20 protein-coding genes are annotated in these 19639 nt (G+C 65.7%); 11 read left to right on the forward strand and 9 right to left on the reverse strand.

Annotated elements, in window-relative coordinates:
- The first annotated feature begins 32 nt into the window (after positions 1-32).
- Entirely contained in the window at positions 33-692 is a 660-nt protein-coding gene (locus MHZ91_RS06670; RefSeq protein WP_175122931.1) for a C40 family peptidase, read from the forward strand.
- Positions 693-881: 189 nt separating this feature from the next.
- On the opposite strand, the gene MHZ91_RS06675 is transcribed toward MHZ91_RS06670, so the two are convergent.
- From MHZ91_RS06675 to MHZ91_RS06690, 4 genes are all read right to left on the reverse strand, one after another.
- Complete coding sequence (locus MHZ91_RS06675) at positions 882-1205, reverse strand: DUF2325 domain-containing protein (protein ID WP_035212827.1); 324 nt, start codon at positions 1203-1205, stop codon at positions 882-884.
- Positions 1206-1424: 219 nt separating this feature from the next.
- Entirely contained in the window at positions 1425-2369 is a 945-nt protein-coding gene (locus MHZ91_RS06680) for a CysB family HTH-type transcriptional regulator (RefSeq protein WP_008161940.1), read from the reverse strand.
- A 95-nt stretch (positions 2370-2464) separates the two neighbouring features.
- Entirely contained in the window at positions 2465-3958 is a 1494-nt protein-coding gene (locus tag MHZ91_RS06685) for a CoA-acylating methylmalonate-semialdehyde dehydrogenase (RefSeq protein WP_218345215.1), read from the reverse strand.
- A 93-nt stretch (positions 3959-4051) separates the two neighbouring features.
- Positions 4052-5269, reverse strand: coding sequence for an ABC transporter substrate-binding protein (locus MHZ91_RS06690; RefSeq protein ID WP_175137348.1), 1218 nt, complete (start codon positions 5267-5269; stop codon positions 4052-4054).
- A gap of 214 nt (positions 5270-5483) precedes the next feature.
- Here MHZ91_RS06690 and MHZ91_RS06695 point away from each other — a divergent pair, with 214 nt between their 5' ends.
- Positions 5484-6404, forward strand: a complete 921-nt coding sequence (locus MHZ91_RS06695; RefSeq protein WP_175122934.1) for a LysR family transcriptional regulator — start codon at positions 5484-5486, stop codon at positions 6402-6404.
- A 27-nt stretch (positions 6405-6431) separates the two neighbouring features.
- Here MHZ91_RS06695 and lptF read toward each other — a convergent pair whose 3' ends face one another.
- Complete coding sequence (gene lptF, locus MHZ91_RS06700; protein ID WP_175122935.1) at positions 6432-7535, reverse strand: LPS export ABC transporter permease LptF; 1104 nt, start codon at positions 7533-7535, stop codon at positions 6432-6434.
- Between the two features lie 57 nt (positions 7536-7592).
- On the opposite strand from lptF, the gene MHZ91_RS06705 reads away from it, so the two are divergent.
- From MHZ91_RS06705 to MHZ91_RS06745, 9 genes are all read left to right on the forward strand, one after another.
- Positions 7593-9101 (forward strand): leucyl aminopeptidase, encoded by a 1509-nt coding sequence (locus MHZ91_RS06705; protein WP_218345216.1) that lies wholly within the window; start codon positions 7593-7595, stop codon positions 9099-9101.
- 22 nt (positions 9102-9123) lie between these two features.
- Entirely contained in the window at positions 9124-9585 is a 462-nt protein-coding gene (locus tag MHZ91_RS06710) for a DNA polymerase III subunit chi (protein WP_191576738.1), read from the forward strand.
- 52 nt (positions 9586-9637) lie between these two features.
- Positions 9638-10105 (forward strand): hypothetical protein, encoded by a 468-nt coding sequence (locus MHZ91_RS06715; protein WP_239213029.1) that lies wholly within the window; start codon positions 9638-9640, stop codon positions 10103-10105.
- Positions 10106-10250: 145 nt separating this feature from the next.
- Positions 10251-10961: a Bax inhibitor-1/YccA family protein gene (locus MHZ91_RS06720; RefSeq protein WP_175122939.1), complete on the forward strand. Its 711-nt coding sequence runs from the start codon at positions 10251-10253 to the stop codon at positions 10959-10961.
- Positions 10962-11091: 130 nt separating this feature from the next.
- On the forward strand, positions 11092-12009 hold the full coding sequence (locus tag MHZ91_RS06725) for an aldo/keto reductase (protein ID WP_218345219.1): 918 nt from the start codon (positions 11092-11094) through the stop codon (positions 12007-12009).
- Positions 12010-12013: 4 nt separating this feature from the next.
- A complete protein-coding gene (locus MHZ91_RS06730) occupies positions 12014-13303 on the forward strand; it encodes an NTP/NDP exchange transporter (RefSeq protein WP_239213030.1) in 1290 nt (429 codons plus the stop codon).
- Between the two features lie 90 nt (positions 13304-13393).
- Positions 13394-14350: a tripartite tricarboxylate transporter substrate binding protein gene (locus MHZ91_RS06735; protein ID WP_239213031.1), complete on the forward strand. Its 957-nt coding sequence runs from the start codon at positions 13394-13396 to the stop codon at positions 14348-14350.
- 31 nt (positions 14351-14381) lie between these two features.
- Positions 14382-15371, forward strand: coding sequence for a succinylglutamate desuccinylase/aspartoacylase family protein (locus tag MHZ91_RS06740; protein WP_239213032.1), 990 nt, complete (start codon positions 14382-14384; stop codon positions 15369-15371).
- A gap of 3 nt (positions 15372-15374) precedes the next feature.
- Complete coding sequence (locus MHZ91_RS06745; protein WP_239213033.1) at positions 15375-16475, forward strand: pyridoxal-phosphate dependent enzyme; 1101 nt, start codon at positions 15375-15377, stop codon at positions 16473-16475.
- 8 nt (positions 16476-16483) lie between these two features.
- On the opposite strand, the gene MHZ91_RS06750 is transcribed toward MHZ91_RS06745, so the two are convergent.
- From MHZ91_RS06750 to rnc, 4 genes are read right to left on the reverse strand one after another with little or no spacing between them, the layout of a single operon-like run.
- Positions 16484-17392 (reverse strand): LysR family transcriptional regulator, encoded by a 909-nt coding sequence (locus tag MHZ91_RS06750; RefSeq protein WP_175184247.1) that lies wholly within the window; start codon positions 17390-17392, stop codon positions 16484-16486.
- A 16-nt stretch (positions 17393-17408) separates the two neighbouring features.
- Entirely contained in the window at positions 17409-17996 is a 588-nt protein-coding gene (recO, locus tag MHZ91_RS06755) for a DNA repair protein RecO (protein WP_239213034.1), read from the reverse strand.
- Positions 17989-18879: a GTPase Era gene (era, locus tag MHZ91_RS06760; protein WP_056321933.1), complete on the reverse strand. Its 891-nt coding sequence runs from the start codon at positions 18877-18879 to the stop codon at positions 17989-17991. Before era ends, recO begins: the two co-directional genes overlap by 8 nt.
- A complete protein-coding gene (gene rnc / locus MHZ91_RS06765) occupies positions 18876-19637 on the reverse strand; it encodes a ribonuclease III (protein ID WP_175122947.1) in 762 nt (253 codons plus the stop codon). The genes era and rnc overlap by 4 nt, the downstream gene beginning before the upstream one ends.
- Between the last annotated feature and the right edge of the window lie 2 nt (positions 19638-19639).

Genomic DNA, 19639 nt, shown 5'->3' on the forward strand with positions numbered 1-19639 from the left:
TTTGCTGTGTTCAGTGAATCATCCCCAGGCGAATGCATCGACACTCCATACCCGCGCGATTCAATTCAACCACTGGCCTTGCAAAGCGCGGTCTGCGCATGCTCGCGTTGGTTGCATGCTTTGCGGGTCTGGCGGGTTGTGCAAGCACTAGCCAAAAGTCAACCGCCCATACGTCCGAGATCGATCCTTACGAAACGGAGTGGGTTGCCACCGCCGATGATCCCATCGGCATGCTGGTGGTCCAGAAATTCAAGCGTGAACGCCAGCGCACCCATTCGGGTGTCGGCACCGACAACGGCATGGTCAGCGAAGCCCTGAATCACCTGGGCATCCGCTACCGCTTCGGCGGCAGCTCCCCCGACACCGGCTTTGACTGCAGCGGCCTCGTCGCTTACTCGGCCGAACGTGGCCTGGGGCTCAAGCTTCCCCGCAATGCCGCCGAAATCGCCCAGCAAGGCGTGGCCGTCGCCAAGAACGAACTGCAGGCCGGCGACCTCGTCTTCTTCAACACCATGGGCCGCCGTTACTCCCACGTTGGCATCTACCTGGGCGACGACCGCTTCGTGCATTCCCCCAGCGCCGGCGGCGTGGTGCGTGTCGAAAACATGACCATGGCCTACTGGTCCAAGCGCTACAACGGCGCCCGCCGCCTCGACAACACCCTGATGGCATCGGCCCGCGCGGCAAACTGACCGCCCTGCCCTGTCCGCACTCAAGGCAACATAGTCGCACGCAGGCCTACCCGCCGCCATCGTCCAAAATGCAAAACGCCGCCAGACTTTCGTCCGGCGGCGTTTTTGTTTGTTCTCTTCGCGGCGTTCAGACCGCAGGCCGTATCGGCCTCCCCAGTTTGTCGTGGATGCGCGGCAAGACGCGTCCCATCAATGAACGGTACCGGCGCGCGGGCACAGGCCGCATTGCTGCAGCGCCTGCTGCATGCTGCACACGGAACGGCGACAAGCGACGACCCGGATGCCACCGCGCTGCGCGGCGTTGCGGAACGTCTTCATGACGTTGTGGCCAAGAAAATCGGTAAGCAGGATGACCAGTTGCGTGCCCGAGGGCAGTTGCAGGGTCTTCTTCTGATGTGAAGGATCGCGCCCGCTGATGTGGTGCGTGATCGAGATGTTGTGTCCTTTGAGCAGATCGGGAATATTGCCGAGGCGGTCGGCGCCCACTACCACTGCACTAAGTCCTGCCGTCATGATTTACCTCACTGGGTCGTTGAGCCTGGATGTAATGATAATGATTCCTATTTTTTCGTCAACTCAAATGAGATCGGTTCTTATTTAATTATTTTTATGAGCTTATGGAAAGGGATAGCCGTCTCACGCTTTCCCCAAGGTCATCGGGCAAAAAAAAAAACGCGACGTCGTGAGGACGTCGCGCGTTGTCGAGGCAGGCGCCGGGAGCCGGCAGAGAGGCTATTTCGGCGCGCCCTGCACCGCATCGGTCACCACCGCCCGGGTCAGCGAAGGCGCCAGCATTTCCAGGAAGGTGTAGACGTAATCGCGCAGGAACACGCCCGCCTTCACGCCCACGCGGGTCGTATGCGTGCCGAACAGGTGTCCCACCGGCAGGCCGACCAGATTGGAATCACGTCGCGGGTCATAGGCGACGCCCGCGATGATGCCGATGCCCAGGCCCACGTCCACATACGTCTTGATCACGTCGGCGTCGATGGCTTCGAGCACGATGTCCGGATGAATGCCCTGGTTGGCAAAGATCTCATCGATCGTGCTGCGGCCGGTGAAGGCGCGATCGTAGGTCACGATGGGGTATTCAGCCAGTTGCGCCAGCGACAGGCGCTTGGCGGCGCTGGAGGTCAGTTCGGCCAGCGGATGATCGGGCCGCACCACTACGGTGTGTTCCCACGCATAGACCGGCAAGGTGGCCAGGCCCGGCGTCAACGCCAGCGATTCGGTGGCCAGCGCCAGATCAGCCTGTTCATGCAGGACCATTTCGGCAAGCTGGGCGGGGCTGCCCTCGGCCAGCGACAGGTGAACTTTGGGGAATTGCTTGCGGAACGCGGGAATGACGCGCGGCAGCAGATAGCGCGCCTGCGTGTGGGTGCAGGCAATGACCAGGCCGCCTTCATCGCGGCGCGCGAATTCGTCGCTGACTTTCTTCAGGTTGTCGACTTCGCGCATGATGCGGTCGATCACCTGCGACACAGCAAGACCCGGCTTGGTCAGCCCCTTGATGCGCTTGCCGTGGCGTTCGAAGATCTTGATGCCCAGCTCGTCTTCGAACTCGATGATGGCCTTGGAAACGCCGGGCTGCGACGTGTAGAGCATCCGGGCGGCTTCGGTCAGGTTGAAGTCGCGCCGGATGGTTTCACGCACGAAACGAAATTGCTGGAGGTTCATTAATTGGCCCCTGATAGACGGGCCAATTATAAGTAATAAGAACGCCTTGCTATATGAATTATTCGTATAAGCTTAGGAGCAAGGCGTCCCCTCTTTTAGCGCATCGAGATCGTGGTGTTGACGGTCTTGGCGTGCGCCGACCAGCGTGCGGTGACCGTCTTGGTCTGCGTCCAGAACTGCACAGCCTGCTTGCCGTTGGGGCCCAGGTCGCCCAGCTTGGAACCGCGCGAACCCGTGAAGCTGAACCACGCCACCGGCACCGGAATCGGCACGTTGATGCCGACCTGGCCCACGTCGATGTTGTTCTGGAAGTAGCGCGCGGCGCCCCCGTCCTGCGTGAACAGGGCGACGCCGTTGCCGTTGGGGTTGCGGTTGATGAATTCCACCGCGTCTTCCAGCGTCTCGACGCCAACGCAGCACAGGACCGGCCCGAAGATCTCCTCGGTGTAGATCGTCATGTTCTCGGCAACGCCGTCGAACACGGTGGGGCCGACGAAGTTGCCTTCCTCGAAACCCGCCACCTTCAGGTTGCGGCCGTCGAGCAGCAGCTTGGCGCCTTCGTCCACGCCCTTCTGGATCAGGCTTTCCACGCGCTTTTTCGCATTGGGCGACACCAGCGGACCCAGGTCGGCCTGGCGGTCCGTGCCGGCGTTGACCTTGAGCTTCTTGGCGCGTTCGACGAAATCGGGCAGCCAGTTGCGGGCCTCGCCCACCAGCACGGCCACGGACGACGCCATGCAGCGTTGGCCGGCCGCACCGAAGGCGGCCCCGAGCAGTTGGTTCAATGCGACTTCCGGATCAGCGTCCGGCAGAACCACGCAGTGGTTCTTGGCGCCCATCATCGACTGGCAGCGCTTGCCGGCGGCCGATGCGCGGTTGTAGATCTCGGTGCCCACGCGGGTCGAGCCGATGAACGACACCGCCTTGATGTCCGGATGCTCGCACAGGCCGTTGGCCGTTTCCGGGCCGCCGTGCACCACGTTGAGCACACCGGGCGGCAGGCCGGCTTCCAGCGCCAGTTCCGCCAGGAACAGCGACGAGGTCGGATCCTGCTCGGAGGGCTTGAGCACGAACGTATTGCCGCAGGCCACGGCGATGGGGAACATGAAGCACGGCAGCATCACCGGGAAATTGAACGCAGTGATGCCCGCGCACACGCCCAGCGGCTGGATCAGCGTGTAGACGTCGATCCCGGACGCCGCGTTTTCCGCGTATTCGCCCAATTGCAGGTTGGCGATCGAGCAGGCGTGCTCGACCACTTCCAGACCGCGGCCGACTTCACCCTCGGCGTCCGGCAGCGTCTTGCCGTGTTCGCGGGTAATCATCTCGGCCAGCTTGCCGGTATTGGCACGCAGCAGCTCCTGGAACTTGAGCATGACGCGCATGCGTGCGCCCTGCCCGGCGTTGCGCCAGGTCTTGAAAGCCTCCTTGGCGTTGGAGACGGCCAGGTCCAATTCTTCGCGCGTGGCGAAGGGCACCTTGGCGACGACCTCCTGGGTGGCGGGGTTGATCACGTCTCGCCATTCGGTGGTTTTGGACTGCACAAGCTTGCCGCCGATCAGTAGCGGAACGCGCGGGACTTCACTCATTTTGATGCTCCTCACACTGCGTAGTCGATGCGGATGGTCATCCGCGTTCTTGGATCGAACCGGGCCCGCGGGACAACGCCCGCGGGCCTCGGATTATTTCTTCACCAGCGGGCAGCTCGAATCGGCCAGGGGCTGGAAGGCTTCGGCCGCCGGAATGGTGGCCACCAGCTTCGAATAGTCCCAGCCGCCCTTGGAGTCCGCGGGCTTCTTGACTTCGTACAGGTACATATCGTGGATCACGCGGCCGTCCGGGCGGATGGACGCGTTGCGCATGATGGGATCCTTGATGGGAATCTCGCGCATCTTGTCGGCCACGACCTTGCCATCCGTGCTGTTGGCGGCGGCCACGGCGCGCAGGTAATGCAGCACGCTGGAATACACGCCGGCCTGCGTCATGGTGGGCTTCAGGCCGCGGAAGGCCTTCTCGAAACGGCCGGACCACTCGCGCGTGGCGTCGTCGTAGTCCCAGTAAAAGCCGTCCACGTAGGACAACCCTTGGGCGTTCTCCAGGCCGAGCGCACGCAGGTCGGACAGGAAGATCAGCAGCGAAACCAGGCGCTGGCCGCCGGCCACGATGCCGAACTCGCGCGCCTGCTTGACCGCGTTGACGGTGTCCTGGCCGCCGTTGGCCAGCGCCACCACCTGCGCCTTGGAGCTTTGCGCCTGCAAGAGATAGGACGCGAAGTCGGGTGCGTTCAGCGGATGCCGCACGCTGCCGGCCACCGTGCCGCCCAACGCTTTCACCGCCTTGGCCGTGTCGGCCTCCAGCGAGTGGCCGAACGCATAGTCGACGGTGATGAAGAACCAGGACTTGCCGCCCTCGCGCACGGTGGCTTTGGCGCCGCCCGCCGACTGCGAGTAGGTGTCGAACATCCAGTGAAAGCCGACCGGCGAGCATTCCTTGTTGGTCAGGGCCGTGGTGGCCGGACCGGAGAACATCACGACCTTGTTCTTTTCGCGGGCGATGCCCTGCACGGCCAGCGCCACGGCGGAATTGGTGAGGTCGGCGATCGCGGTGACGCCGTCGCGGTCGAACCATTCACGGGCGCGCGCGGCGCCGACGTCCGCCTTGTTCTGGTTGTCCGCGGACACCAGGTCGATCTTCATGCCTTTGCATTCCGCCGCAAGGCAGTCGTCGATAGCCAACTGCGCCGCGGCGACCGAACCTGCGCCCCCCATGCCGGCATAGGTGCCGGACATATCCGTCAGAATGCCGATCTTCACTGGCGGCTTATCCGCCGCATGGGCCTGCCCAAGCAAACCGGCGCCCAGACACAAGCCTGCGGCGAGCCCGCGTGCGTGCAATTTCATGGATTTGTCTCCTGAGTTTTTATGCGCTGAGTGTTAGCGTTGTGGCGCCGTCTTCGCGGCCTGCGGTCCCAGGGCATAGCCCAAGGCCAGCCGATCCAGTGTAGATGTGTGAAAATCAACAAGCAACACCAGAAATGCACATTCCTTGTGCATTCATGCACACACATAAAAACCCGCGTTGCAGCGTGCTGCCGGGGCCTTGGAGCGATGGATCTTGCTTGATTGGGACAGCCTGCGGTATTTCCTGGAAGTGGCGCGCACGCAGCGCGTCAGCGCAGCGGCGCGCAAGCTGGGCGTGGAACACACCACGGTGTCGCGCCGCATCCGGGCGCTGGAAACGGAACTGGACACCCTGCTCTTTGAAAAATCCCGCAGCGCGGGCTTCGTGCTGACGGACGACGGCCAGCGGCTGTTCGTCCATGCCGAGCAGATGGAAAGCGTCGTGCACACCGCGCGCGAGAACCTGTCCGGCATCGGGCAGGCGCTGTCGGGGCATCTGCGCATCGGCGCCACCGAAGGCTTCGGCAGCTATGTGCTCACCCCGCTTGCCGCAGACTTCCAGCGGCGCTATCCGCACATCACGCTGGATATCCTGCCCGTGCCACGCTTTGTCAGCCTGTCCAAGCGCGAGGCCGATCTGGCCATCACCATCGAGCGCCCGCAGCGCGGTCCGTATGTGTGCAGCAAGCTGTGCGACTACACGCTGCGGCTGTACGGCACACCTGGCTATCTGGCGAACCATGCGCCCATCACGCGCCGCGAAGATCTCGCGGATCACACGTTCATTGGCTATGTGGACGAGCTGCTGTTCAGCGAGCGCCTGCGCTATCTGGAAGACGTGCTGCCGGCAAGCAAGGTGGTGTTGCGCAGCACGAGCGTCGTGGCTCAGTACCACGCGGCGCTGCAGGGCCAGTCGCTCGCCATCCTGCCGTGCTTCATCGCGGCGCAGGATCCGCGGCTGAAACCCGTGCTGCAGGACGAGATCGCCATCACGCGCTCGTTCTGGATGTACTGCCACGAAGACCTGCGCAAGCTCAAGCGCGTGACGGTGCTGTGGGAGTTCATCCGCAAATCGGTATTGAAAAACGCCGACCTGTTGGCAGGCCGGCGTGGAACGATGAAGTATCTGCCCTGAGCGCGCCGGCTGGCGGCGCCCGCTACGCTAAGCGCTGTTCTTCGGCGCCTTCACGCGCAGGCGGCGCATCAGCAGGAAGGCGGTCAGCAGCGCGACGGCGCCGTGGATGAGCCACACGCCCAGACCAAAACTGAGCTTGCCGTTGGAGATCCAGGCGCGCGACAGGTTGATCAGGTTCATATAGAGCAGACCGACCAGACCGGCGATGAGCAGGTCGCCCGAACGCCCAAGCCGCGGATTTACCGCGCCCAGCGGAATGGCCAGCAGCGCAAGATTCAGCGCGGCGAGCGGCAGCGAAATCCGCCACATGACCTGCGACCAGCTGCTGTTGGTGTTGTCTTCAACCAGCTGCGGCGTGCTGCGCGCCTTGGAGGACCGCTCTGCCGCCGCACGGGCCTCGGCGACAGGGTCGCCGCCCGACTTGCTTTCGAGGCGCAGGCCGTATTTTTCGAAGTGCACCAGCCGAAGCTCGGGGGTACCCGGCTTCAGGTCGTAACGATGACCCTCTCCCAGCACCAGAAAGCGGTCGCCGTTGGGCAGGGTTTCGCTGTGCGCGCTGCTTGCGGTCAGCACGCTGAGCCATTCAGGACCAATCTCGCGCGCGAAGACATTGCCGAGTTCGTCGCTGGGATTGACGGGGTCTTCAGCAAAGAACACGCGGCTGCCGCCGGAGGATTCAGCAAATTGGCCGGCCGTGACCTTGGACAGGTCGGAGCGTTGTTCGAAGCGTTCGTGGTATTCGCCGATCTGGCGGTAGGCCCAGGGCGACGCCACCAGCGTCAGGCCTGCCACGGCAATCGCGACGGGGACCGCCACGCGCAGCACGGGCTTGAGCCAGTCCGCCAGCGACAGGCCGCTGGCGAACCACACAACCATTTCGGATTCGCGGTAGTTTCGCGTGACCGTGGTCAGCACCGCGATGAAGATCGAGACCGCCAGAATGGTCGGCAGCGCGGTGATGGTCGACAGCGCGGCAAGCACGACCACCACGTCCGCTCCGATGTTGCCTCCCGCGGCTTCACCGAGCAGGCGCACGAGAAGCACGCTGAGCCACACGACGAGCAACGTGGAAAAGACAACGCCAGCGTGACTGGTGATCTCGCTGACGACAGAGCGTTTGAATAGAGACATGGGAGAATATGCGGGATAATCGACCGCATCATACACAGACGCACACGGGAAACCCTCATGGAATTTAGCACACAGACCACTGCTTCCCTGCACCAGGTCAAAACCGCGGCCCTCGCCGTCGGCGTGTTCGCGGACGGCGTGTTGAGCCCCGCCGCCGACATCATCGACCGCGCTTCCAACGGCGCCGTGCGTGCGGTGGTCAAAAGCGAATTCCGCGGCCGCGCCGGCGCGACGCTGACCCTGCGTACGCTGCCGGGTGTCGCCGCGCAGCGTGTGGTCCTGGTCGGTCTGGGCAAGCAGGAAGAATACTCGGCCCGCACCCACGCGTCGGCCGAGCAGGCATTCGCCGCTTCCTGCGTCGCCGCCCAGCTTGCCGAAGGCGTGTCCACGCTGCTCGCCAATCCCATCGCCGACACCGACCTCATTGCGCGTGCCCGCAGCGCCGCGATCGCGGCCGGCAGCGCGGTCTACCACTACGACGCCAGCTTCGGCAAACCCGACCGCGACGCGCGCCCCAAGCTCAAGAAGATCGTGCAGGTCGTCGAGCGCGCCGACGCGGCACAGGCCCAGAAGGGCCTGCGCGAAGGCAGCGCCATCGCCAACGGCATGGAGCTGACCCGCACGCTGGGCAACCTGCCGGGCAATATCTGCACGCCAACCTACCTGGGCGACACCGCCAAGCGCCTGGCGCGCGAATTCAAGTCCCTGAAGGTCGAGGTCCTGGACCGCAAGCAGGTCGAGGCGCTGGGCATGGGCTCGTTCCTGTCGGTTGCGCGCGGCTCCGAGGAGGCGCTGCGCTTCATCGTGCTGCGCCACGCCGGCGCCAAGGCTGCCAAGAAGGGCGCCAAGGCCGCGCAGGGTCCGATCGTGCTGGTCGGCAAGGGCATCACGTTCGACGCGGGCGGCATCTCGCTCAAGCCCGCGGCCACCATGGACGAAATGAAGTACGACATGTGCGGCGCCGCCAGCGTGCTCGGCTCGTTCCGCGCCCTGGCCGAACTGGAACTGCCGCTGGATGTCGTCGGCCTCATTCCCGCATGCGAGAACCTGCCCAGCGGCAAGGCCAACAAGCCGGGCGACGTGGTCACCAGCATGGCTGGCCTGACCATCGAAATCCTGAACACCGACGCCGAAGGCCGACTGGTCCTGTGCGACGCCCTCACCTACGCCGAACGCTTCAAGCCGTCGGCCGTGATCGACATCGCCACGCTGACCGGCGCCTGCGTCGTCGCGCTGGGCAACGTCAACACCGGCCTGTTCTCCAAGGACGACGCGCTGGCGGACGCTCTGGCCTCGGCCGGCCGCCGTTCGCTCGACACCGCATGGCGCATGCCCATGGACGACGCCTACCAGGAACAGCTCAAGTCCAACTTCGCTGACCTCGCCAACATCGGCGGTCCTCCGGCCGGCGCCGTCACGGCGGCTTGCTTCCTGTCCCGCTTCGCCAAGGCATACCCCTGGGCGCACCTGGACATCGCCGGCACCGCCTGGCGCGGCGGCAAGGACAAGGGCGCAACGGGCCGTCCGGTGCCGCTCCTGATGCAATACCTGCTGGACCAGGCTTGAAGCGCTGGACGCCGACAGCGCCATGACGCGCATCGACTTCGCCTTCGGCGCGCCGGACCGCCTGCGCATGGCCTGCCAGGTCGTGCGCAAGCGCGTCCTGGCAGGGCAGCGGCTGGTGGTGTACTGTAAAGACGGTTCGCGCCTGTCCGCCTTCGACCGGATGCTTTGGGCGTTCGACGACACGGCTTTCGTGCCGCACGTGCTGGCAAATGATTCGCTGGCCGCTGAAACTCCGGTGGTGCTCACCGCCGGGGATCCGCTGCAGGCCCTGCAGGCGGCGGGGCAGCCCGACCAGCCCCAGCCCTGGCTGCTGAACCTCGACGACGATTGTCCGCCCGGGTTCGATGCTTTCGAGCGCCTTCTGGAAATCGTCTCGGACGACCCCGACGACAAGCAGGCGGCCCGGCAGCGCTGGCGAACCTACCTGACGGCCGGTCATACGCCGCAAAGCCACGACTTGAGCCGCAAGGCCCAAGGCGGCTGAACCGTCCCACGCGCGCCCGCGCGCCGCGCTCCACCAGACTACGGGAGTTTCCATGCCCGCTCGCCCATCCGACCCCGGCATCCCCACCCTGACCCATCGGGCCGAACCCTCGTTCCACGACCCGGCCGACGACGACGCCGATGCGCCGCTCTTGACCGAACTGGCCGACGAGGCGGGTCCGGTGTACGAAAACGACCCATATGAACATGACCCGTTTCCCCTCCTGACGGACGTGGCCGGCGACGACCAGCCGCCGGTGTTACCGGTCTCGCGGACCTCCGAGCCGGCGGCCCCGGTTGCAGCGCCAACGACCACGCCGGCGGCGCCTTCGCCAGCGGCCGCCCCCGCGCGCCCCGCCCCGCTGCCCGACGCCACCGTGCTCGCCGCGCGCCTGCAGGCCGAGGTCGAACAGCTCATGCAGCAGGCGCTTGCCGATGCGGTCAAGCAGCTTCAGGCGCGCATCGATGCGGAATTGCCTGCTATTGTTTCCCGCGTGCTCAACGAGGTTCGGCGAGGGTGATCCTCCGCCATGCGCAGGATCAATTTGCCCTGCAACGGGCAGTCCTACTTCTTTCTCAAACTGGATTCTTCAGGGAACTGTAAGGTATCCTTCGCATCTAAGCCTTCTAGGCAATCACCATATTTGCCGTATACAGGAGTTCTCCATGAACGAATATCGTCCGTCCCCTTTTAACCGTTCCGGCTCTGTCGCCGGCGCGCCGGGCGAGGTCGCTCGCAACCAGGTCCTGCGCAACACGTACTGGCTTCTGGCCCTGTCGCTGATCCCGACGGTGCTGGGCGCGGCGGTCGGCCTCTACACCGGCATCAACCGCGTCATGGGCGCCAGCCCCGGCCTGTCGGCCATCGTCTTCCTGGTCGGCGCCTTCGGCCTGATGTTCGCCATTGAAAAGAACAAGAACAGCTCGCTGGGCGTCGTCCTGCTGCTGGCCTTCACGTTCTTTATGGGCGTCATGCTGTCGCGCCTGCTTGGCTTCGTGATGGGCATGAGCAACGGCTCGCAACTCGTCATGACGGCGTTCGGCGGCACCGCAATCGTGTTTGGCACCATGGCCACGCTGGCCACGACCATCAAGCGCGATCTGTCGGGTTTGCAGAAATTCCTGTTCATCGGCGCCGTCGTGATCCTGGTTGCCGCGCTGGCCAACATCTTCCTGCAACTGCCGGCCCTGATGCTGACCATCTCGGTGCTCGCCATCGTGATCTTCTCGGCATTCATGCTGGTTGACCTGCAGCGCGTGGTCAACGGCGGCGAGACCAACTACGTCTCCGCCACCCTGGCCATCTACCTGGACGTCTACAACGTCTTCTCGAACCTGCTGATGCTGCTGGGCATCTTCGGCGGCAACCGCGAGTAACGCGCCGTCGCCAGACCAGCACCGAAAGGGCCTGCATGCACAACATGTAGGCCCTTTTTCTTTGGCCAGCTTTGTTTGGCCATCTTCCTTTGGCCCGCCTGTTCACCTTTTTCCTGCCCGGAGCTACGCCATGCCCGATCGCCGCCGCTTCCTCCAGACCACCGCCAGCGCCGCCTTCCTCGGAACCGTGTGGCCGGCATGGGCGGCTGAGCCGGCGCAAGCCATGCTCAAACGCCCGATCCCGTCGACGGGCGAAATGCTGCCCGTCGTGGGACTGGGCACCGCGGACACCTTCAACGTATCGCCGAGCGACGCGTCGGCCATGGCGCCGCTGGCCCAGGTGCTTGAAACGATGCTGAAGGCGGGCGGCACGCTGATCGACACGGCGCCCAGCTACGGCGAGGCCGAGGCTGTCACAGGCGCGTTGCTGGCTCGCGAGGGCGGCCTGCGCAAGCGCGTGTTCCTGGCCACCAAGATCAGCACGCGCGGCCACGAATCCGCGATGCGCCAGGTGCGGCAGTCGCAAGAGGCGCTGCGCAGCGACAAGCTGGACCTGATCCAGGTGCACAATCTGATCGACACGCGCAACCAGCTCGCGCTGCTGCGCGACCTGAAACAGCAGGGCGTGACGCGCTACATCGGCATCACGCATTACACGGACCATGCCCACGACGATCTGACCGAGCTGGTTGAAAAGGAAAAGCCCGACTTCCTGCAGGTGAACCTGTCGATCGCCTCGCGTAGCGCTGAAAAGCGGCTGCTGCCCGCGTGCCAGGCCAATGGCGTCGCCGTGCTGATCAACCGGCCGTTCGAGGACGGCGCGCTGTTCCGCCAGGTCAAGGGGGTGGCGCTGCCCAAACTGGCCGCCGAGATCGACTGCACTTCCTGGGCGCAGATCTTCCTGAAGTTCATCATCGGCCACCCCGCCGTCACGGCCGTCATCCCCGCCACGTCCAAGCCCGCCAACATGGCGGACAACGCGCGCGCCGGCTTTGGCCGACAGCCCGATGCCGCGCTGCGCGACCGCATTGCTGCGCTGCTCGCCTGACGCCATGGCGCCCGCCCCCCTGTCCTGGCGCGCCCGCATGTCGCGGGCGCTGGGCATCCAGGAGGACGAACTCGCTCCCGCCGCCTGCGGCTTCGCGTTTTTCTTCTTCCTCTTTTGCGGCTATTTCATGCTGCGCCCGATCCGCGAGACGATGGGGATCCAGGCGGGCGTAAACCAGTTGCAATGGCTGTTCACCGCCACTTTTCTTGCCACCATCGCCGTCGTGCCCCTGTTTGGCTGGATCTCCACCCGCGTGCCGCGCGCGACGCTGGTGACCTGGGTCTATGCCATCTTCGCGCTGACCATGGTGGGCTTTGCCGCCCTGCTCCACCAGCAGCCCGCTAGCGTCTGGGCGGCGCGCGCGTTCTATGTCTGGCTGTCGGTGTTCAACCTGTTCGTAGTGTCCATCGCCTGGAGCCTGATGGCCGATGTGTTTCGCATGGAATCGGCCAAGCGGCTCTTCGCGCTGATCGCGGCGGGCGCCAGCGCGGGCGGCCTGTGCGGCCCCCTGCTCGGCGCGCTGCTCGCTGGCGTGTTGGGTCCGGCGGGCCTGCTGGTCTTGTCGGCCCTGCTGCTGACCGCCACGCTACCGCTCAAGCAATGGCTGCTGGCGTGGCGCGCCGCTTCCCGGCCGGAAGTGGGCTTGCAGGACATGCAGCGTCCCATCGAAGGCGGCATTCTCGCCGGGCTGGCGCGCATCTTCCAGTCCCGCTACCTGTTGGGTATTTCGCTGCTGGTCGTGCTGCTAGCCACGCTGAACACGTTTCTGTACATGGAACAGGCGCGGCTGGTTGCCGATGCGTTCCCCGACACCGCCCAGCGCATCCGGGTCTTCAGCGCCCTGGATTTCACCGTGCAGACGCTGGCATTGCTGTCGCAGATCTTCATCACCGGGCGCGTGGCCGCACGCCTGGGTTTGCGGTTCCTGCTGACCGCGGTGCCGCTTGCGGTGGCGCTGGCGTTCCTGGCGCTGGCCGCGTTCCCCGTGTTCGCCGTGCTGGCGGCCGCCATGATCCTGCGCCGCGCCGGCGAGTACGCGCTGATCCGACCCGGTCGCGAAATGCTGTTCACGGCCGTCACGCCGGAAGACAAGTACAAGACGAAGAACGTCATCGACACCGTGGTCTACCGCGGCGGCGATGCCGCCAGCGGTTGGGTGAAGGCGGGCATCGACATGCTGGGTTACGGCGCGGCGTTGATCGCACTGCTGGGCGCCGTGGTGGCGTTGGGTGCGGCCGCCGTCGGCTATGGACTGGGCAAGCAGGCTGATCGGCGCAACGGCGACTTGCCTTAACTTTTTTTGAATAACCATCTTAGTCAGCCAAACGGAAACGCCGATTCCCGGACGCACAATGGCGCAGCCCTCAACGCCTCGGGAATCGTCATGAAACGCTCTGCCTGCCTTGCCGCCCTGTTGCTTTGCCTTGCCGCGCCGCACGCGCAAGCCGATTACCCCGAACGCGCCATCACGCTGATCGTGCCGGCCGCCGCGGGCGGCAATGCCGACATCACCGCCCGCCTGATCGGTCAGGCGATGAGCCGGCTGCTCGGCCAGCCAGTCGTCGTCGAAAACCGCGTGGGCGCCGGCGGCCGCATCGGCACGCAGGCCGTGGTCCGGGCCCCCGCGGACGGCTACACCATCGGTTATGCCCACGTCGGCACGCTGGTGCTGCATCGGTACCTGTTCAAGCAGCAGCTCTACGACCTTGACCGTGACCTCAAGCCCATCGGCCTGGTCGCCGAGACCCCGAATGTGATCGTCGTGAATGCCGCGTCGCCCTACCGCGATCTGAAAGGATTCATCGAAGCCAGCCGGGCGCAGCCGGACCGCCTGACCATGACCTCGGCCGATCCGGGCACGACCAGCGAAGTCGGCGTCAAGCTGTTCATCGCCCAGACCGGCGCCGCGGTTCGGCAGATCCCCTACAAGGCCACGGCCGCGCAGCTCTCGGACCTGCTGGGCGGCCACGTGGACTCCATGATGGAAAACCTGCCGCCCTTGATTGGCAACCTGAAGGACGGCCGCCTGCGCGCGCTCGCCGTCACCACCCGCAAGCGCGCCGCGTCCAACCCGGACGTGCCGACGGTGGCCGAACAAGGCTATCCGGAGTACGAGCAGTCCGCGTGGAGCGCCCTGGTTGCACCGGCAGGCACGCCCGTTGCCGCGATCTCGCGGTTGAACGCCGCGATGAATCAGGCGTTGCGCTCGGACGCGGTGAGCCGCGAGTTGCGCAGCCGGTCGCAGGAACCCCTGGGGGGCACGCCGCAGGATGTCCAGGCCCAGATCAAAAAGGAGCTGCCCAAGTGGGAAAGCATCATCAAGGCCGCCACGCTGGATTGAACCGCGCCCGAACACCCAACGGAGCCTGCGCATGGCCAACGTAACCCGCGAGGATTTCTCCGTGGCCGCCGCCACCAACGCGTCGGCTTACCGGCGCGTCGCGATCCCGGTGTTGCGGATCGAGGCGGGCCCGGGGCCTGCCGTCGCGCTCATTGCAGGCGTGCACGGCGACGAATGGGAAGGCCAGGCCGCGATTCTGGATCTGTGGCAGCAGTTGCCGGAGATTCTGCAACGCGGCACGGTCTATCTGCTTCCCGCCGTCAATGCGGAAGCGTCGCTGGCCGGCACGCGGCTGTCGCCATCTGATGGCGGCAACCTGAACCGCGCTTTCCTGGGCGAACCGGCGCGCGGCTACACCGAAAGCATCGCGGCGGCCTTGGAGGCTCGGCTGCTTCCCCGGGTGCAGGCCATGGTGGACGTGCACAGCGGCGGCGCGTCGCTGCGCTACCTGCCGTCATCGGTCATCACCCGCTACGGCAACGATGCGTATGACGAGCGTCTGCCGGCGCTCGCGCGGGCATTCGGACTGCCCGACTGCGTGTTCTTTCGCGGCGGCGAGGCCGGTTCCATGCCGGCGGCGGCCAGCCGTCACGGCGTGCTGCGGCTTTCGGCCGAGATCGGCGGCGGCCGGGAAACCAGCCAATCGCTGGCGGACCGCTGCCGCGACGGACTGCTGGGCTGCCTGGCAGAGTTGGGATTGCTGTCCCGTCCCGCTACTGCACACCCCGCCCAGGACGCGCAGGTCCGCCTCTACGACCTGGACGCCCCCGCCGCGACGCTGCGTGCCCGCGAGTCCGGCGTGTTCGTTCCCGCCGTGGAGCTGGGACAATCCGTGGCCGCGCAGCAGCCCATCGGCCGCCTGATCGAGCCGGCACGGCCCGACGTCCCTCCGCGCCCATTGCTCAGCCGACAGGCGGGCACCGTGGTCTGCCTGCGTCCCATCGCGCGCAGTGACGACGGCGATTGCCTGCTGCAGGTCGCGCCCGCTCTTCCCTTGGAATCTCTTGCTTCAAGATACTGACCCATGCAGATGAACCCCAGATTGACCGGCCTGCGCTGCATCCGCTGCGCAACCCTCTGGCCCGCGGGCGACTATCCCGAAGGCTGCCCTTCGTGCCTGGCGGCTGGGCACCCCGCCACCCTGGAGTGCCAGTACGACGCGCCGTCGCAGGACGGCGCCATACCCCTGCCTGTGCTGTCGGCCGTGACGTTGGGCGAAGGCGGCACTCCATGCCTGTCCCCGCCCGACTTGGCACGCGAAGAAGGCGTGGGCGCGCTATGGCTCAAGTGCGAAAGCGCCAATCCCACCGGCAGCCACAAGGACCGCATGTCGGCGCAACTGGTCTCGCGTGCGCGCCTGGCCGGCGCCACGCGCGTCGCGGCGGCCTCCAGCGGCAATGCGGGCGTGTCGCTGGCCGCCTACTGCGCGGCGGCCGGTTTGCAGGCCGACATCGCCATCACCCACAACTGCCCCCCGCTGCAGCGCGAGGCCATGGAGCGCTTCGGCGCACGGCTGCGCGCCTTCGAAGACAGTCTGGGCCGCTGGCCGTACGTGGCCGACCTGTGCCGCAACCACGGCGCGTTCGCGGGCACCAATTACCTGAATCCGCCGGTGGGCACGCATCCGTACGGCGTCGAGGGCTACAAGCCGATCGCTCAGGAAATCCTGGACGACTGCGGTCTGCCCACGGACATCGTCGTCCCGACCGCGCGCGGCGACCTGCTGTGGGGCATCTTCCTGGGCTGGCAGCACCTGCTTCAGACCGGACGCATCGCCCGACTGCCCCGGCTGCACGCCGTGGAACCCTACGCCCGCCTGTCGCGCGCGCTGGAAACCGGCGATGCCCGTGGCCAATGGGAAAGCGCGACGCAGCAGTATTCCATTGCGGGCGGCACGTGCACGCTGCAAGCATTGGAAGCCCTGTCGCGGTCGGAAGGCATGCCGGTGGAGACCTCCGACGCGCAAGCCGGGCAGGCTCGGCAACGCCTGGAGCGCATGGGACTGGGCGCGGAACTGTCGTCGGCCGCCGCGCTGGCGGCCGTCGCGCGGCTCAGGCGGGCCGGCAAGCTCGATGCGGAATCTAACGTGGTGCTGATGCTGACGTCCGACGGCCGCCGGGGCTGATTCCCGGGCTACACACCAAACCGATCGACCAGCGGCGCCAGTGCGCCGCGCAGGCACGTCGCCCAGAACTTACCGGCTTCGGACAACGGGCGGCTGCCGTGCACGATCATGTGGCATTCGAAATGCACGGGCGCCTCGAGCGGCCGGTAGGTGAGGCCCATGGCCTCCATGCCCAGCGCCGTGGCCGGGTTGGCGATACCCACCCCGTGCCCGGCCAGGGCAAGCTGGCATACGGTGCTGGAATACGGCGTCTCGATCCCCACGCGCAAACTTTGACCGGCCTGACGCAAGAGCGCGTCCAGCCGCTTGCGCGAACCGTCTTCGGCATTCAGCGCAATCACGTCGACCTCGGCCAGATGGGAGAAATTCACCGATTCCAGGCGCGCCAGCGCATGGCTGGCGGGGAACACTGCAACCGCGCGCAAGCTGGCCAGACGATGCCCGCGCAGCCCTTCGAGTTCGGATTCATCGGCCACCGCCGCCAGATCCAATTCCCCGGACACCACCATATCGCGCAGGGTGTTGGAATCGCGGATCTGCAGGTAGAGCGGCGTATCCGGATAGCGCACGCGAAAACGCGATATCGCATCGCTGACGATTGCGCCGCTGTAGGCGTGGATGCAGCCGATGCGCAGCCGCGGCTGCGCCGCCCCGCGGATCGCCCGGATCTTGCGTCCCAGGCTTTCCAGGCCCACATTCAAGCGGCGGATCTCTTCATACAGCAGCGTGGCCTCGGGCGTGCGCTGCATGCGCTGGCGCACGCGCTCGAACAGGCGCAGCTCGATGCTGGCTTCCAGCGCGGCCAGCGTTGCGCTGACGGTTGCAGGCGACACGTCCAGGCGCCGTGCGGCGGCGGTGACGCTTTCCGTCTCGTAGACGGTGCGGAAGGTTTCGACCTGTTTGAGCGTGAACGTCATGAGGCCGGCGGGGGGATCAGATGCGTTGTAGGTCCAGCAGCACGCGCCGCGTGGACAGCGGACGGCCCGCCAGAATCTCGGCCAGTCGCGCGCGCAAGTCGGTGCGCAAGGCGGGCTCGATGGCAGGATCGTCGAAATCGGGCGGCGCCTCGTCGACGCCGTAACCCGTTTCGCGCAGCAAGGTCCATTCGAAGCGGCGCAGCGCCCCGGCCGCGCGGTTGCCGGCAGACAGTTGCTGCAAGGCCATGTCGTATGCGTCGAACAACAGCGGATGCGCGTCCTCGCGCGGCAGCAGGCGCAGCAGCAGTTCGTTCATGTACCAGGCGGACATGAGCGCGGCCCCGGCCAGCGGCCGGATGCCGGCGATCTCGGCGCGCGTCAGCGTCTTGACCTCGCCATTGCCCGTCCAGGACAGCAGCAGCGGCTGGAAAGCCGACAACACGGGCCGCAAAACGGAATAAGGGCGCTTGGCGCCCTTGGCGACCATGGCCACGCAGCCATGATCGCGAGAAAAAGTCTGGACAATCAGGGAGGTTTCACGCCACGCGGTGGCGTGAAGCATGAACCCCGGTCGATCCTGGACGCGTGGCGCCCGTCTACTCATAACCCAAGTCGCGCAGCGCACCCTCGCGGTCGGACCAGCCCTTGCGCACCTTGATGTAGACCTCCAGATGCACGGGTTTGTCCAGCAGCTTGGCAATGTCCTGCCGCGCCTCGGTGGCGATCCGCTTCATGTGCATGCCGCCCGTGCCCAGCAGGATGGGCTTGTGGCTGTCGCGCTCGACGACGACACAGGCGTTGATGGTGGCGCCCTTGGCGGTCTCTTCCCATTGCTCGATGACGACCGTGCAGCCGTACGGCAGCTCGTCGCCCACCAGGCGGAAGATCTTCTCGCGCACCAGTTCGGCCGCGATGAAGCGCATGGGACGGTCGGTCAGCGTGTCTTCCTCGAACATCGGCTCGCCTTCCGGCAGGCGCGATGCGATTTCGTCAAGCAGTTGGTCCAGTTGCTGATTCTTGGTGGCGCTGACCGGCACCACGGCGCCGAACGGATGCTGCGCCATGATCTTGGACACGAACGCGAACAGATCATCGCGGTTCTTCAGCGCATCGATCTTGGAGACGACCAGGATCGTGCGTTCGGGGTTGGGCAACAGCGGCAGCAACTTGGCGTCGCCTTCGGACCACTTGCCGGCTTCAACCACATGCACCACCACGTCCACGTCGGCCAGGGCCTGCGTGACGACGCGGTTCATCATGCGGTTCATCGCGCCACCGTGGCGCGTCTGGAAACCGGGGGTATCGACGAACACGAACTGCTCGTGCTCGCGCGTCAGCACACCGTGGATGCGGTGGCGCGTGGTCTGCGCCTTGCGCGACACGATGGAAATCTTGGAACCGATCAGGGCGTTCGTCAGCGTGGACTTGCCCACGTTGGGGCGGCCGACGATGGCAACGAAGCCGGTACGAAAAGGGGTATCGCTCATTTAGTCTCTTGAGCCACTGCCACGGGCAGCGACAATTGCGCGGTTTTGCGCGCCTTGCCCGACTTGCGGGCAGCCTTGGTGGCCGGGCTGACGGCCAGCGCGGCCTCGAGCGCCAGCTTGGCGGCCGACTGCTCGGCGGCGCGGCGGCTGGCGCCGGGCGCCATTACCTTGATATCGAGCGCCGGAATGGCGCACTCGACTTCGAACTGCTGGCTGTGGGCCGCGCCGTGCGTGGCCACCACCGTATACAGCGGCAGGGCCAGCTTGCGGCCCTGCAAAAATTCCTGCAGCAAGGTCTTGGCGTCCTTGCCGAGTGTTTTGGGATCCACCGATGCCAGCACCGGCTGGTACTGGCGCACGATCACGCGGCGCGCTGCCTCGAAACCCGCATCCAGGAAGACAGCGCCGAAGATCGCTTCGACCGTGTCGGCCAGAATGGACGGGCGGCGGAATCCGCCGCTCTTGAGTTCGCCTTCGCCCAGTCGCAGGTACTGGGACAGTTCCAGCCGCTGGGCGATATCTGCCAGCGACGCCTGCTTGACCAGGTTGGCCCGCAAACGCGACAGATCGCCTTCGTCGATTTTTGAATAGCGTTCGAACAGCATCGCCGCCACGACGAAGTTCAGCACGGAATCCCCAAGGAATTCCAACCGCTCGTTATGGCGCGCGCCGTGGCTACGGTGCGTCAGCGCCTGTTCAAGCAAGGCCGCATCACCGAAGTGGTAATCCAGGCGGTTTTCTAGCGTGGCTAGCGACATAA

Source organism: Achromobacter sp. ACRQX (genome assembly GCF_022346505.1).
GTDB lineage: Bacteria > Pseudomonadota > Gammaproteobacteria > Burkholderiales > Burkholderiaceae_B > Achromobacter > Achromobacter animicus.